Source organism: Micromonospora sp. NPDC004704 (assembly GCF_053601675.1).
Genome location: NZ_JBSGCD010000041.1, coordinates 1 through 15,292 on the forward strand (window position 1 = coordinate 1; position 15,292 = coordinate 15,292).

At 71.4% G+C, this 15,292-nt stretch carries 12 protein-coding genes; 4 read left to right on the top strand and 8 right to left on the bottom strand.

Annotated features, from left to right (window positions below; genetic code table 11):
• The first annotated feature begins 368 nt into the window (after positions 1-368).
• Together ACWEFB_RS33235 and ACWEFB_RS33240 are read left to right on the top strand one after the other, a co-directional pair.
• Positions 369-662 carry a DUF1330 domain-containing protein gene (locus ACWEFB_RS33235; RefSeq protein WP_326559249.1) on the top strand — a complete coding sequence of 98 codons (294 nt, stop codon included), beginning with the start codon at positions 369-371 and terminating at the stop codon, positions 660-662.
• 199 nt (positions 663-861) lie between these two features.
• Complete coding sequence (locus ACWEFB_RS33240) at positions 862-1,854, top strand: DUF4331 family protein (RefSeq protein ID WP_452291832.1); 993 nt, start codon at positions 862-864, stop codon at positions 1,852-1,854.
• Positions 1,855-2,010: 156 nt separating this feature from the next.
• Here ACWEFB_RS33240 and ACWEFB_RS33245 read toward each other — a convergent pair whose 3' ends face one another.
• The 4 genes from ACWEFB_RS33245 to ACWEFB_RS33260 all read right to left on the bottom strand — a co-directional run bounded on the left by ACWEFB_RS33245 (position 2,011) and on the right by ACWEFB_RS33260 (position 8,150).
• A complete protein-coding gene (locus tag ACWEFB_RS33245; RefSeq protein WP_452291834.1) occupies positions 2,011-5,190 on the bottom strand; it encodes an ATP-binding protein in 3,180 nt (1,059 codons plus the stop codon).
• Complete coding sequence (locus ACWEFB_RS33250) at positions 5,187-6,089, bottom strand: bile acid:sodium symporter family protein (protein WP_452291836.1); 903 nt, start codon at positions 6,087-6,089, stop codon at positions 5,187-5,189. Before ACWEFB_RS33250 ends, ACWEFB_RS33245 begins: the two co-directional genes overlap by 4 nt.
• A 104-nt stretch (positions 6,090-6,193) precedes the next feature.
• Positions 6,194-6,970 (bottom strand): class I SAM-dependent methyltransferase, encoded by a 777-nt coding sequence (locus ACWEFB_RS33255; protein ID WP_452291838.1) that lies wholly within the window; start codon positions 6,968-6,970, stop codon positions 6,194-6,196.
• A gap of 304 nt (positions 6,971-7,274) precedes the next feature.
• Positions 7,275-8,150: a helix-turn-helix transcriptional regulator gene (locus ACWEFB_RS33260; RefSeq protein WP_452291840.1), complete on the bottom strand. Its 876-nt coding sequence runs from the start codon at positions 8,148-8,150 to the stop codon at positions 7,275-7,277.
• Positions 8,151-8,279: 129 nt separating this feature from the next.
• Between ACWEFB_RS33260 and ACWEFB_RS33265 the strand changes: the two genes are divergently transcribed.
• Positions 8,280-9,185, top strand: coding sequence for an oxidoreductase (locus ACWEFB_RS33265; protein ID WP_452291842.1), 906 nt, complete (start codon positions 8,280-8,282; stop codon positions 9,183-9,185).
• A gap of 169 nt (positions 9,186-9,354) precedes the next feature.
• Here ACWEFB_RS33265 and ACWEFB_RS33270 read toward each other — a convergent pair whose 3' ends face one another.
• The 3 genes from ACWEFB_RS33270 to ACWEFB_RS33280 form a co-directional block, all read right to left on the bottom strand.
• On the bottom strand, positions 9,355-12,093 hold the full coding sequence (locus ACWEFB_RS33270) for a helix-turn-helix transcriptional regulator (RefSeq protein WP_452291844.1): 2,739 nt from the start codon (positions 12,091-12,093) through the stop codon (positions 9,355-9,357).
• Positions 12,060-12,254: a hypothetical protein gene (locus tag ACWEFB_RS33275; protein WP_326559241.1), complete on the bottom strand. Its 195-nt coding sequence runs from the start codon at positions 12,252-12,254 to the stop codon at positions 12,060-12,062. Before ACWEFB_RS33275 ends, ACWEFB_RS33270 begins: the two co-directional genes overlap by 34 nt.
• 169 nt (positions 12,255-12,423) lie before the next feature.
• Positions 12,424-13,356: an SDR family oxidoreductase gene (locus ACWEFB_RS33280; protein WP_452291846.1), complete on the bottom strand. Its 933-nt coding sequence runs from the start codon at positions 13,354-13,356 to the stop codon at positions 12,424-12,426.
• Between the two features lie 93 nt (positions 13,357-13,449).
• On the opposite strand from ACWEFB_RS33280, the gene ACWEFB_RS33285 reads away from it, so the two are divergent.
• Positions 13,450-14,046: a TetR/AcrR family transcriptional regulator gene (locus ACWEFB_RS33285; RefSeq protein WP_452291848.1), complete on the top strand. Its 597-nt coding sequence runs from the start codon at positions 13,450-13,452 to the stop codon at positions 14,044-14,046.
• 15 nt (positions 14,047-14,061) lie between these two features.
• Here the strand turns inward: ACWEFB_RS33285 and ACWEFB_RS33290 are convergent, their stop codons facing one another.
• On the bottom strand, positions 14,062-15,282 hold the full coding sequence (locus ACWEFB_RS33290) for an NAD(P)-binding domain-containing protein (protein WP_452291850.1): 1,221 nt from the start codon (positions 15,280-15,282) through the stop codon (positions 14,062-14,064).
• Positions 15,283-15,292: the final 10 nt, after the last annotated feature.

Sequence of the window (15,292 nt, forward strand, 5' to 3'; positions counted from 1 at the left end):
TGGACCGCGCCGCAGCGTTGCAGGGCGTCGTCGACCATGTCGAACGGCACAAGCTGGGTCAGCTCACCCAGATGGCCCGGCGCGAACCGGCCCGCCGCGACGGTCCTGGTATGGGTTATGGCAATCTGATCAGGCAGCGGAGCTCCCGGTGTCAAGGGCGTCTTAGAGTGACCACCCTCTATACCGGAGCTCCGCTGTTTTCATGCCTATGACACGCCTTGACGATCGCCCCGTACCGCCTAACTGAACGGCGTTGCAGCTAGATCACGGGCGGAAAGGTCGAGCCGAGGCGCTGACACACCCGTGAAGGCGCAGTAGACGGGCGCAAGAGTCCTGGGCCCGGGCGACGGAGGGGGCATCATGGGGGCATGACCGCCTATTGGATCAACACGTTCACCGCTATCCATGACGATGCCAAGCTGGCTCGCTACGTCGAGCTGGCGGGGCCGGCGATAAGGGCGGCGGGCGGCGTGTTCCTCGCTCGTGGCAATCCGGTGCATGTGCTGGAGGGGTCCGGGGCGCTGCGTACGACCCTCATTCGCTTCGACAGCGCCGATGCAGCAGTCGCGGCGTACCACAGCCGCGCCTACCAGGAGGCCCTCGCGGCGCTCGGTGACGGCGCCGACCGTGACATTCGCATTCTGAATGCCGTGGAGGACTGACGCCATGGCTGGGTGCGGGAGGGCACCGACCGGCACCGTCACCCGGTCAGGTTACGTGTCCGCGAATCGTGTCCGGGCCGCCCTCGATCTCACTAGCCTCCCGTGATGAACGGGCTGTGTGGTCGTGCACCGCGGCAATGCGGCGCTGCCGAACTTTCTTCGCAACCGGCACCCAGCCCTTGACCGCTCCGGGAGCACCATGTCCAATCACTTCAGCGCCGACAACCTCGGGTTCCCCGGCGACGACCGCCGCCTCGAACTGACCGACCTGTACGTCTTCGCCTCGACCGAGGATCCCGGCAAGACGGTGCTGATCATCGATGCGAATCCGACCAGTGCCCCACCCCCGGTACCCGCGCCCACCACCGGCCCGGAGTTCTACCCCGGCGCGGTCTACCGGATCAACGTCGACACCGACGGCGACGCGTACGCCGACATCGCGTTCACGTTCACCTTCTCCGAGTACGACAACGGCAGCCAGACCGGCACCGTCTGGTACGCCACCGGCCCCGATGCCCGACAGCCGGAGCCGGCCGGCCGGGTGCTCGCCGAGTCCATTCCGGTCAGCTTCGACGGGACGGCCCGGCCGGTCGTTATCGACGAACCGGGGCCGATCCGGCTGTTCATCGGATTGCGCAGCGACCCGTTCTTCGCCGACGTCGAGGGTGCCCTGCACGGGATGAAGTGGACCGGGCACGACGACTTCGCGGGCAACAACGTCGACTGCATCGCGCTGGAGGTGCCCAGCGACCTGCTCGGCCCCGGCCCGGTGATCGGAGTATGGGCCTCGATCAGCCGGCGCCACGACGGCGTACTGGAGCAGATGGACCGCGGCGGGAACCCGACCATCAACCCGTTCATCAACCCCGACGGTGAGAAGAACCTGTACAACTCCCGGCAGCCCGCCGACGACGTCGCCAACTACCTGGGCCCGTGGTCCAAGATGCTGGAAAAGGGCGGCTACTCACCGGAGGAGGCCAGGAAGACGGCCCTGCAGTGTCTGCCGGACATCCTCGGCTACGACCGTGCCAAGCCTGCCTCCTACCCCAACGGCCGAGGGCTCGCGGACGATGTCTTCAGCTACCGCTTCGCGTGGCTGACCGATGGCAAGGTCCCCCCGACCGGCCTCCAGCCGCATGACGACCTGCTGTCGGGCTTTCCGTACCTCGGCCCGCCCAATCCCGGCCCGTAGCCCGCCCCGTCCACCGCTCGCATCCCGTACGGGGCCGCGGCGGACCCCTTCCTTGCTCGGCAGGCGTCACCGGACGACCTGTCAGAGCCGGACGTCAGCATCCCTGCACCGACCCGCGACGGGTAGCCGCCGCGTGATCCAAACGGGGGAACTCGGTCAGTCGAGCGAGGCCACGAACTCCTCGGCCCGGCGGGCGAAGAGGTGGGTCTCGCGCTCGGCGGACCAGGCTCGGGCCGCTTCGGCAGCGGCCCGGACGACGTCGACGGGCTCGCCCCGGGCCTGGAGCAGGCGCGCCCGCAGCAGGCGGACGAGCCCTTCGGCGTAGCGCTGGCCGTGGGCCTCGAGCGCCCGGGCCGCCCGGTCGAGGGCGGTGCCGGCCTCGTCCGGCCTCCCGGCGGCCAGCCACATCTCGGCGAGCAGCCCGTTGTGGTACGCGATGCCCCACCTCGGCGGGTCGACCAGCGTCGTGGCCAGCAGCTGTTCGGCCTCCGCCGCGATCCCCGCCGGATCGTCACCGGTGAGGGCCCGCGCCCAGTACCAGTTCAGCCGTACGTAGTGCTCCTGCTGGACGGCGGTGCGGCCGGTGCCCATGGCCATCCACCGCTCGATCGTGCGTATCACCCAGCCCGCGTCACCGGCCATGGAGGCGATGATGGTGATGTAGTAGGCCCAGGTCGCGACCCCCAGCGGGTCGGCCGGGCCGTTCCATTCGTCGATCATGGCGCCCGCCGTCCCGGCGTCGCCGCGCAGTGCGGTCACCACGGCACGCCAGCCGGGCCACTCACCCGAGACGTCACGCCGGACGGGGGTCTCGCTGTGCGATGAGACGGCGCCGTGCAGCACGGCGGGGTCGTTCGCCATGAAGTACCGGTATGCCTCACCGATGTTGCCGATGTCCCACTGGTGCAGGCCCCATGCCTGCCGGCCGTACACCCGCAGGATCGGGTCGGAGGACGCCTCCCCCTGCTCATACAGTCGGCGTACCAGAGATGCGCGGTCCGGCTCCAGGAAGGTGTAGGCCCCGAACAGGCGGGCGAAGAGGAGGCCGGCGGCCTCGACGTCGCGGCCGAGCTGGCGGGCCAGGTGTTCGGCACGCTCCAGCAGATCGAACGTCGTGCCGCCGAACCCGGCCTGCCGGCGCGGGGCGATGGCCAGCAGCGAGAGGGCGGACAGCTCCAGCTCCGGCAGGCCGGCGTTCCGCGCGACCTGGGCGGCCGTCTCCAGGTGCCGGTCGGCGGCGGCGAACGCGAGCTTGGTCGCGGCGCGATGGCCGGCACGCTTGAGCGCCTCCGCGGTCCGGACCGGGTCGGCAAGGGGGCCGGCGGACCACAGGTGGTAGGCGAGGCGCTCGGTGATGGACTCGTCGTCCGCCCGGCTTGCTTCGAGCGCGTCCGCGACGCGCAGGTGCAGCCGGATCGCCCGCTGCTGCGCCGTCGTTTCCGTGATCGACTCGCGGACCAGGTCGTGCGCGAAGCGCAACGAGAACGGATCCTCGGGTCTCGTTTCGAGCAGACCCAGCGCCTGCAACGGTTCGAGGCGTTCGAGGCAGTCCGCGGGATCGGCGTCCGCGGCCCGGGCAAGCAGGCCGAGGTCGACGTCGCGACCGATGAGCGCGGCGATCTGGAGCAGATCGCGGGCGCCGTCGTCGAGCCCGGCCATCCGGCCACGGACGACGTCCCGCACCGTCGACGGCACCCCGCCCCGCACCGGTGCCTCGTCGTCGGCGAGCGCGCCACGGTCGTTGAGCAGCCGGGACAGTTCCCGGACGTAGAAGGGATTGCCGGCGGTACGGGCGTGGATGCTGCGGGCAACGTCGGCGCCGGGCTCGTGTCCGGCTTCGCGGCGGATGAGTTCCGCCACGTCGGCCAGGCTGAGCGGGCCGAGTCGGATCCTGCGGTGGCTGGGCAACCGGCTGGCGACGGCAAGCGCCCGCGAGAGGTCGGAGCCCGGGGTGGGCGCCCGATCGCGAAGGGCGCCGATGATCGCGGTGCCGGTCGGCAGCCGGCCCACCAGGTGGCCGAACAGCTGGAGCGAGGCGGTGTCGGCCCATTGGAGATCGTCCAGGACGAGCAGTATCGGCCGTTCGGCCGAGGCCTGACCGATGACGGTGACGACCTGCTCGAACAGGCGGAACTGGGCGCGACCCCCGGCGACCACCGGCGACCCGTCGTCGTCCCGCGATTCGAGGAGGCTGCCGAGCTCGCTGGACAGCCACTTCTCCCGCGCCGACGCGGGCAGGCTGTCGATGACGATGGTGAGCGCCTGCTCCCACGGCCACATCGAGGGGGTTCCGTCGCCTTCCAGGCAGGAGGCCCAGACGACGCGCGCGCCGTCCTGCTCCGCCCCGTCGGCGGCCTCCTCCAGCAGGCGGGTCTTGCCGACGCCCGGCTCGCCCTCGACGACGGCGAGCCCGCTGCCGCCGGTGAGTGCCGCCTCCATGGATTGCCGCAGCACGGCGAGTTCCTCGGCCCGGCCGATCAGCCCGGCCGCCTTCCGCGCGGGCGCGCCACCGGCCTTACCGGTGGTGACCGAATCGGGCGGGGATGTCGGGGCCTGCGTCAGCACCCGCAAGTATGCGGCCTGCAGCGCCGGGCCGGGGTCGATGCCGAGCTCGTCGGCCAGGCGTTCCCGGAGTAGGCGGAACGCCGACAGTGCTTCGGCCTGGCGTCCGGCGGCGCCCAGGGTGGCGATGAGGCTGGCCTGTACGGGTTCGTGGAACGGTGCCATCTTGGTGGCGAGCTGCAACGCGGGCAGCACCAGCTCCGGTCGGCGTAGTGAGACGGCCAGGTCGGCCGCGGCCGTGCAGGCGGCGTGGAACTCGTCGTCGAGAGCGGCGAAAATCGCCATCGCCGGTGTTGCGTGCGTGAACCCCTCCGCCGCGGGGCCGTGCCAGAGGCCGAGCGCGTCGACGTAGTGCTCGAGTGCCGCTTCGTGATGCTGCTGCGTCAGGGCAGCCCCGGCGGCGGCGAGCAGTTCCCGGAAGGCGACCAGGTCCAGCGTGCCGGTGCCGGCGCTGAACAGGTACGCGTTGCCGCGACGGTGCAGGTACGAGCCGGTTTCCCGGGCGGGGATCCCGGGCTCGAGCAGGCGCCGCAGCGCGCCGACGTACTTCTGGATGATGTTGAGCGCGCTGGTGGGGACGTCGTCGCCCCAGATCAGTTCGATCAACTCGCTCGTCGTGATCGGCTGGCCGGTCCGGGCCAGGAGCAGGGCCAGCAGATACGCCTGTTGCCGGGGGCCCGCATCCAACTCGGCAGCGCCGCGCCACATCCGCAACGGGCCGAGGATCCGCAGGCGCAGGGGATCGGCGCCGGCCGGGGGCATGGGTACGTTCACCCGAGCCCGACCGGCGTCTGTTCACCGGGTACGGACTCCTGGGCCCGGCGACGGGTGAGCAGCCAACCGAACGTGACCGCGGTGAAGAACATGATGATGCCGTACACCGCGCCCGGAATGGCCATCTCGGGGTTGTTCAACAGCGCCGGGCTCAGCGCGATGGTGATGGTGAACGCGGTGTTGTGGATGCCGATCTCGAACCCGGCCGCGATCGCCGCGCGGCGGTCGACGCCGGCGAGGCGCGGCCCGGCGTAGCCGATCAGCAGGCTCACGACGTTGAAGGCCAGCACCGCGAGCCCGACCGAGACGAAATAGCCGGCGAGGTTGGCCCGCTCCCCGTACAGCACGGCGCCGATGACCACGAGCAGGACCACGACGGACAGCGCACGGACCGGGCGGTTGAGCCGCTGCGCCACCCCGGGCGCCCGCGTGCGCAGGAGCATCCCGACCGCGACCGGAACGACCACGATCACGAAGACCTGCACGATCTTGTCGAACTGCAGCCCGAGGCCGGCACCGTCAGGCAGGAAGTACCCGGCCGACAGGTTCACCACGATCGGCATGGTGACCACGACCAACCCCGAGTTGATCGCGGTGAGCGAGACGCTCAGCGCGACGTTCCCGCCGAACAGGTGGCTGTACAGGTTGGCCGTGGGACCACCGGGCGACGCGGCGATCAGCATCATTCCCACCGCCAGCTCCGGCGGTAGCCGGAACGCGAGCACCAGGCCGAAGCAGATCACCGGCATCACCACGATCTGGCACAGCAGTGCGACCACGGCCGCTTTCGGATACCGCACCACCCGCCGAAAGTCGTCCACCGTCAGGCTGAGGCCCAGGCCGAGCATGACAACGCCGAGAGCAAACGGCAGGCTGGATATGATCAACGCGGAACCCACGGTGAATTCTCACCGGGCTACCACAGCCGGTCAATAACCCGTTCCGCCGCTTCTGTGTGGGTTCCTTCACCCTCCTGCGGCTCGGATCGGGTGGCCGATGGTTTTCAGCGCCGCCGGGTACGCAGGACGCCGGTCAGCATCGGCAGGGTGAACTCGCCGCTGGCGGTCTCCGGTCTGCTCGCGAGGAAGGCGCGGATCCGGCCGAGCGTGGCCTCTCGTTCCTGTCCGGCCATGACGAGCATCCCCGCGCGGGTCGCGATGGTCGCGACGAGGGAGTCGGCGGTGCGACGCTGCCCGTGCGGGAACTCGGCCTGCTCCGGCGAGCCGAACCGGGCGACGCCCGTCCCGGGAAGGTGCAGGCCCGCCGTCGCGGCCCGCCAGTTGCCGAGGGTGTCACGTGGGCCGATGGCCGCGCTTCCGCTGACCCGGTCGAGTCCGGCCACCCAGTCGACCCGGTTGTCCATGACGTTCCACAGGCCTGCCAGGATCCCGCCGGGTACGAGGACCCTGGAGATCTCGGGTCCCGCGACGGCCATGTCGAACCAGTGCAGGGCGTTGCCGGCCAGCACGGCATCGACGGACGAGTCCGGCAGCGGTATCGCCTCGGCACTACCCGACAGGGCCCGGACAGCCGGCTGCGCGCGGCGCAGTTCGGCCAGCATCGCCGGGTCGGGCTCGACCGCGATGACGTCGACGCCCAGCGCGACCAGCGTGGCGGTCAGCTTGCCGGTTCCGGCGCCGAGATCCAGCACTCGTGGGCCGGACGCGGGCTCCAGGGCCCAGCGCACCGCGGCCGGCGCGTAGTCCGGGCGGTGCTCGGCGTACGCGACTGCCGCCGCGCCGAATGACGATGCCTCACGTAGCCGCATGTCCCGTTCCATGGGGGACACCCTACTGCGGGTGATCAAGGGATTCGGCCACCCTCGGTGACCTCCGGTGGCTGTACCTCGGCCATTCGAATGGTCGTCACCGGCAGGGCGTCGACGGGAGCGGTGGGCTGAGGGTGACGTTACCGGCGGAATCGAACGAGGCGTAGGCGACCTCGGCAAGCAACGTCCGCAGTCCTTCGAGGATGACGCCGGAGTCGGCAGTGCCGGGCAGACGAAAGGCTATCTGCAAGGCGGTCCATGGGCGCGACAGTAGAAAATTCCGGGAACTCTGACCAGCATGTACCGTGTGCGTCTCCTATGCGGAGTGCTTGTTAGCGAGTGCCGAGCGGGTCGCGTGCAACGACGCCAGGAGTTGTAGCCGGTCCGCGTCGGGGCTGCCCGGCTCGGCGGTGAAGACCAGCATGACCGGACCGGGATTTCCCGGCAGTGCGTACGTGTCCCAGGCCAGGACGATGTCGCCGACCTCGGGAACCCGGAAGGTCTTGGTGCCGCTGACCGACTCGCGTACGTCGTGCCGGGCCCACAGCCGCCGGAACTCGGCGCTGCGGATGCTCAGCTCACCGACGATCGCGGTGGCGCGGGGGTGGGTGGGGTCGGTGGCGACGGCGGCGCGCATCATGCCGATGTAGTCCAGGGCCTGGCGCTCCCAGTCCGGGCAGGTTCGACCGCCGGTCAGCGGGTCGTCGAACATCAGCAGGAGCATATTGAGCCGGTTGGCCGGGTAGGCGTCCGGGGCGCCGAGCAGTGCCTCCGCCAGGGGGTTCCAGGCGAGCAGGTCGAGGTGTCGGCCGAGCACGACCGCCGGGGTGTCCATCACCCGCAGCAGCCGCCGGGTGCTGTCCGGCACCTGTTCCGGACCGTGGTCCGTCCGGGCGGGCATCGGCCGGCGGGCGGCGTGGGCCAGCGTGAACAGGTGCCGGCGTTCCTCGTCGTCGAGGCCGAGCGCGCCAGCGAGCGCGTCCAGGACGTCGTCGGACGGGCGTACCTCCCGGCCCTGTTCCATCCGCTGGTAGTAGTCGGTGCTCAGCCCGGCGAGCAGGGCCAACTCCTCGCGTCGCAGCCCGGTGACCTTGCGTCGGCCGCCCGGCACCAGGCCGACGTCGTGTGGATGCAGCCGGTCGCGTCGGGCGCGAAGGAAATCACCGAGTTCACGCGCGTACGGATGGGTCATGCCGCAAGTGTGGCGCCTCGCCGGTTGCCCAGGGTAGGTCCGGCAGACCTGGGTAACGGGGAACGACCGAACCCGGTCGCGTTGCTCCTAGCGTCGTCGGTCTACCGCCGACACCCCCAGGAGCAGCAGATGACCGGATGGACCGCCGACCGCATTCCCGACCAGCACGGCCGGGTCGCCGTCGTGACCGGCGCGAACTCGGGCCTCGGCCTGGTCACCGCCAACGAGCTGGCCCGCCACGGCGCCCACGTCGTGCTCGCCGTCCGCAACACCGCCGCCGGCGAGGAGGCCGCCCGCCGGATCGGCGGCGACGTCGAGGTGCGGGAGCTGGACCTGGCCTGTCTCGATTCGGTACGGGCGTTCGCCGCGAAGGTGGGCGCCGACCACCCGGCGATCGACCTACTGGTCAACAACGCCGGCGTGGTCCTGCTCGGCCCGCGCCGCACCTCCGCGGACGGCTTCGAGCTGCAGCTCGGCACCAACATGCTGGGCCACTTCGCGCTGACCGGTCTGCTGCTCGGCAACCTGGCCGCAGCCCGGGAGGCCCGAGTGGTCAGTCTCAGCTCGATCACCCACAGGAACGCGCACCTCGACCTGGACGACCTGATGTTCGAGCGCGGCTACCGGGGCGCTACCGCCTACGGGCGGTCCAAGCTCGCCACCACTGTCTTCGGCATCGAACTGGACCGCCGCCTGCGCGCCGCCGGATCGTCGATCGTCAGCGCGTTGGCCCACCCCGGTCTCACCCGCACCAACCTGACTCCGCGTGCCTGGGCGCACCGTGGTCGGTTCGGGCAGGTGATCGCGTCGCTCGGCCTGCTCGTCACCCAGTCGGTGGAGCGGGGGGCGCTGCCGCAGTTGCGCGCCGCGACCGAGCCCGGTGTGCGGGGCGGCCAGTTCTTCGGCCCGGCCGGGCTCTGGGAGACGCGGGGCCCGGTCACCGAGGCCCGGCTCAGCCGGGAGGCCGCCGACCCGGCCGCCGGCAAGCGGCTCTGGGCGGCAGCCGAGGCACTGACCGGCGTCAGCTACCTCTGAACCCGAGTCACCGACCGGCCGCCGGCACCCGAACCGCCGTCGTTGGACGCTCCCCGGCATCAACGTCGGCTGCGGCACGGAGAGGTCGGTGGCGGCCGCAGAGAGGTTGGTTGCGGCGCGGCGAGATCGGTTGCGGCGCGGCGAGGTCGTCGGGGGCCGGCGACCTGGTTCAGTGCCGACCGACGAGGTCGCCCACCTCGGTCCGGGACGAGACGCCGAGCTTCCGCAGGATGTTCGAGACGTGAACGGCGGCGGTTTTCGGCGAGATGTAGAGGCGCCGGGCCAGCTCCGTGTTGGTCAGCCCGTCGCTGATCAGCACCGCCACCTCCCGCTCCCGGGGGGTCAGGGCGGCCGGGCCGGTGACCGCCGGTGCCGCGTCGACCGGCGCCATCCCGAGCCGGACGCGTACCCGGGCGAGCTGGGCCACCCGCCAGCCACGCCACTGCGCCAGCAGGGGAGCGGCGGCCTCCACCTGCGCGGTGGCCTCCTCGCGCCGGTCGTCCGCGAGCAGACAGCGGGCGACGTTGACGCGTACGGTGCCTCGGGTCGCCGGCCCCAGGATGTGAGCCTCGGCGATGGACAGGTAGCCGGCCAGTGCGTCGGCGTGCTGGCCGTGCGCCTCCGCGAGCTGGGCGTCGACCAGTGTCCGGTAGGCGTCCCACACGTTGGAGTCGAGTAGCGCGGTGGCCATCTGGTCGAGCCGGTCCGTCGGCAGGCCGATCTCCAGCGCGGCGGAGATCAGGTCGTGAGCCTGTTCACCGCTGCGCCACGCCTGCTCGTCCATCGCCGCGATCAGCACCTCCAGGCTCGCTTCAGCAGCGGGAAGGTCGGCGCGACGGCAGGCGAGGTGGAACGCCAGCCCGGGAATCGTGGTCGACGGGTTGTTGGGCAGCGCCGCCAGGTCGGTGATGAGCTGCTCGACCTGGTCGAGTTCGCCCGCCTCCAGGTAGAGCCCGGCGAGGAAGACCCCGTGGTAGTCGGCCCAGCGGCCCCGGCGCCGGTAGCTGCGGTCCTGTTCGCGCCCCTCCTCCAGGGCCGCGATCGCGGTGCCCAGGTCGCCGGCCCGCAACGCGAGCCGGGCTCGGCCCTGGAAGTACGTGGCCACCGCGAGTGACTCGAAACCGGCCCGTTCGGCGTTGACCCGCATCCGTTCCAGGGTCTCGGCGTGCTCGACCGGCGAGGTGGGTGGCTCGCCGTGCACCAGGGCGTTGAGGGCACGGGCGGCCAACACCCACTCGCCCGCGGCTTCGGCCTCGTTCACCAGGGTGGACAGGATCCTGCGGCCGTCGGCGGCGGTCTGTGGGCGCTCGGTGAGCGTCGAGCCCTTCTCGATCAGCGCGGCCAGGCGTACGGCTGGCAGGTCGAACTCGTCCGCCAGCGCCAGCGCGCGATCCGACCAGACCAGCGCGGCATCGAGATCGTCGCGCAGGTACGCCGACTGCGCGATCGCGGTCATCGCCCGTGCCTGGTCGGCGCCGGGCGGGAGTTGGGCGATCAGGGTCCCGATGTCGTGCGTGAGGGCGCGCATCTCGTCGGTCTCGCGGGACTCCCACGCGATGCGGACCAGGAGGTAGAGCGACTCGGCCCGGTCGGTCGTGCTGTCGGCGAGGTCACGCCAGCGTCGGCCGTACCGCAGGGCGTCGTCGAGCAGTCCGGCCAGCCAGGCCGCTCGGGCGGCGGAGGCGAGCAGGTCGGTGTCCTCGGGCACCTCGTCGAGGCCCATCTCCGCCAACTGGAGGGCCTGGTAGGCGGAGCCGATGGAGAGGTAGAGGGCGGTCCCGCGCCGGGCCGCGGCGACCAGGTCGTCGTACCGGCCGGCGCCTCGGGCGTGGTGCGCCACCATGGCCGGGTCGGAGGCACCGCCGCTCAGGAGCACGTCGAGCGCCGCCTCGTGCAGCCGGCGGCGCTGCCGGCCGAGCATCTGGTCGGCGATCGCCTCGCGGACCAGGGCGTGCCGGAACGCGAACTCGTCGTCGCCGGACTCGACCAGGACGCCCCGGGTGACCAGGTCGCGCAGCACGGCGATGAGCTCGTCCTCGCCGGCGCCGGTCACGTCGGCGAGCAGGTCGAACGGGATGCGGTGGCCGAGGACGGTGGCCGCTTCGACGATGCGGTGGCTGACCGGGTCGAGGTCGTCGACCTGGCGGCGCAGCACGTCGGCGAGGCTCCACGGCAGCGGTTGCTCGACCAGCGCCTCCACGTCGTAGCTGGGCAGCGCACGCAGCAGTTCCTCCAGGAAGAACGGGTTGCCGCCGGTGCGGTGGTGCAGCGCCGTCGCGGCGCGCAGTGGCGCCGGGGCGCCGGTGGCCGCCGCCAGCAACGCCGCGGTCTGCGCGGGGGTGAGGCGATCCAGGCGTACGTGGGTGACGGTGTGCCGGCGTTCCATCCGGGCCAGCAGGCCGGCCACCGGTTGGCGGCGGGTCACCTCGTCCGGCCGGTATGTTCCGACGAGCAGCCGCGGCCCACGCTGGTCGGCGATCCGCTCGAACAACGCCGCGCTTTCCGAGTCGGCCCAGTGCAGGTCCTCGAAGACGATGACGGCGGGGGAGTCGCCGATCAGGTCGGCCAGGATGGCCAGGCCGGTGTGCAGGCGCTCGACCGGGCTGAGCCGCGGGTCCGCGAGGGCGGTGAGCTGTTCCTCGTCGACCTCCGGGCGTCCGTCGATGGCGTCCAGGAGCACCTCGTACGGGCGGGACAGCGAGCCGGGTTCGGCCTGGCCGACGAGGACCACGGTCTCCGCCGGCACGGTCGTCAGCAGCTCGTGCACGAGTCGGGTCTTTCCGATGCCCGGCTCGCCCGCGATGATCGCGACCGCCGGCTCACGCGCCGAAGCGAGCTGCGCCAGCCGGCGCAGCTCGCTTTCCCGCCCGATCATCACCGGGCTGGCACCGCCGCGGATGGTTCGCACGAGGCCAGGGTACCGGCGGGCTGTCCGCGTACCGCCGTGGCTTTGCGTGCCCGGCGGACCCGGCGGGCGCTGGTGAGCAGACGCCCCCGGTCGGCCTCGGCGATCAACTCACGGCGACGGTCGTTGGCCAGAACCAGCAACGTGTCCGGATGTACAAACATGACGTGCCTCCCTGTCAACCGCTGATGGATCAATCCTCGGTTGACGGAGGTGCTGCCACATCGGAAGCGCTTACCTATCTTCACCGGTCAACGGGGTTCAGACAGGTCGCGGGCCGTCTAGGCATACCTAGACCGGTGCCGTGCGCGCTCCTTCGGGTGGGCGCCGTACTCAGGAGAAGTAGTGGCCCTGCCGGAGGTCGGCGATCAGTCCGGGGCCGTCGGGTTCCCATCCGAGAAGGTCACGGGTGAGCTGTGCCGAGGCGGGCCCGTCGACTGCCCAGAGGCCCCCGAGCCAACCGACGTGGTCGCCGGCTTCCTCGGGGGTGACGGAGACTGCGGGTAGGTGCAGATGTGCGGCGATGGTCTCGGCGACCTGACGGATCGGCACACCCTCGTCGCCGACCGCGTGCAGCACGGAGCCGGCCGGCGCGGACTCGACCGCGAGGCGGAACAGTCGTGCGGCGTCGTCGCGGTGGACGGCCGGCCAGCGGTTGCCGCCGTCGCCGACGTACGCCGCGGCGCCCTTCTGGCGCGCGAAGCCGATCGCGGTGGTGGTGAAGCCGTTGTCGCCCCTGCCGTGGGTGGCGGGTGGGAGCCGCACGATCGAGGAGCGGACGCCCCGGTCGGCGAGCGCGAGAGCCTGGCGGGCGTTCGCCATCCGTCCGCCGGCCCCGCTGATCGGGCCCGTGTCGTCGGAGTCCAAGTCCAGCCCGTCGTTTTCGGTGGCGACGACCCCGGACGGCAGCCCGAGTACGCCGAGCATGCCGGAGGCCATCACGAACGGCTTGCCGGTGCCGGCGAGGGTTTCGCCGAAGGCGTCGATCGCCGCGCGATCGGCGTCGGTGGCCCCGGCGAAGTCGCCGGCGAAGAACATGTCGTGCTTGAACGCGAGGTGGACGACGCCGTCGCTGGCGGTGGCCGCGTCGCGCAGGGCGTCGAGGTCGTCGAGGGACCCCGGATGGATCTCGGCTCCCAGCTCCCGCAGGGATCGGGCCGCCGAGTCCGAGCGGGCCAGCCCGGTGACCTTGTGGCCGGCGGTGATCAGCTCGGGGACGAGCCCTCGACCGACCCAGCCAGACGCTCCGGTGACGAACACGTGCATGAGGACCTCCCAGATCCTAGAACGATCGTACGAGAAACAAACGTAGTACGATCGTTCTAGAAATCGCAATGCGAGAGGGATCACGAGGCAGCGATGACGGGACGGCCGGTCAATCACCAGCGGCGAGCGGACCTGCTCGACGCCGCGGTCGACTACGCGGTGGAGCATGGGTTCGCCGACCTGTCGTGGCGGCCGGTGGCCCGCGCCCTAGGGGTGTCGACGACGACGCTGGTGCACCACTTCGGCACCAAGGAGCAGATGCTCGAGGCCATACTCGGGCGGCTGCGGGAACGGGCGTTCGCGGCCACGAGCGAGGCGGTCGGCGACCAGCCCGACCTGGCCACGGCCGCGCGTGCGGTCTGGACCCGAACCTCCGACCCCCGCCAGGGGGCGGAGTTCCGACTCTTCTTCGCGGTCTACGGACGCGCCCTGCAGTCGCCGCGCCAGTTCGCGGAGTTCCTCGACCGCGTCGTGGCCGACTGGATGAGTGCCCTGGTCGACGCGCAGGGACCGGACACCGACGTGGCGACCGCGGAGCGCACCGCGACCCTGGTGATCGCGACCATCCGCGGGCTCCTGCTCGACCTGCTGGCAACCGGCGAACGAGACCGCGTCCAGGACGCGGCCGACAGCTTCCTGGCGACCCTCGAACACGGCCCGCGACCACGGGGCGGCGTGCATTCACGCTGACCCGGGTCCTGGCGGTCAGCTACGCGTGGCCAGGAACCGGGTCAGGTGGGCGATCACCTCACGGGCGTCGTCCTCGATGCCGTGGATGAACGTGGACTTGCGCCGCCGCAGTACGGGTAGGCCCAGGGCGTACATGCCGGGGCTGTCGACCGCACCACCGTCGTGGCGCAGATGTCCTTTGGCGTCGACCACCGGTACGTCGAGCCACCCGTAGTCGGGCCGGAAACCGGTGGCCCACACGATCGCCCGGATCTCGCCGCTTCCCAGATCGAGCCGCAACCGCGGCGACTCGGGGATGCGGGTGGACGGGAAACGCTCGACCGGGCCGAACCCGGTGTCGGGCCCGTGCGTGTGCGCCCACCCGTCGAACGTGTCCAGCAGGCGTTCCATCTTGAGGTCGGCGAGGGAGAACACGTTGCGCAGGCCCCCGGAGAAGAGTGCGTGACCGTCGCGCAGGGCCGCCCACCGGCCTACCATCTCGACACCCGACGCGGCGAGGGCGTTGAGATCGAGGGTCCTTCGCTCGGGCGTCCCGACGAGCTGCGGCGAGGGTAGACGGCGGGCCCGTACGAGGTCGTCCACCTCGTCGTACCGCTGGTCCCACACGCCCGACGCGTCCATCCACCACAGCACGTCCCGTCCGCGGTACGTACGCGGCAGCCGTACGTGTTCGCCCACCGACAGGATCACCGGCCGTCCCGACCGCCTCAGCTCGGACGCCAGTTGTACACCGGTCGCCGATGCTCCCACGACGAGGACGCCGCCGTCGGGCAGCTTGGTGGGATCGCGGTAGTCGAACGGTGTCAGTTGCTCGACGGACGCCGGCACCGCGTGGCTGAGCTGTGGCACCACCGGCCGGTTGCAGGCGCCGCTCGCGATCACCACCGTCCGGCAGTGGATCTCACCTCGGCTCGTCGTCAGGTGGTATCCGTCGTCGATCCGCCGTACCGAGGTGACGTTCGTGCCGGTCCGGACGGGGGCGCGGGCGACGGCGGCGAAGCGCTCGATGAACTCGACCACCTCGCCGGTTGTCATGTACCCGTCGGGATCCGAGCCCTCGTAGCGATGGCCCGGCAGGCGGCTCTGCCAGTTGGGAGTGAGCAGTCGCAGGGAGTCCCAGCGTTCGTACCGCCAGGAGTTCGCCACCTCACCCCGCTCGAGCACCACGTGGTCGATCGACTGTTCGGTGAGGAAGTGGCTCGCGGCGAGGCCCGCGTGCCCCGCCCCGACGACCACCGTGGTGATG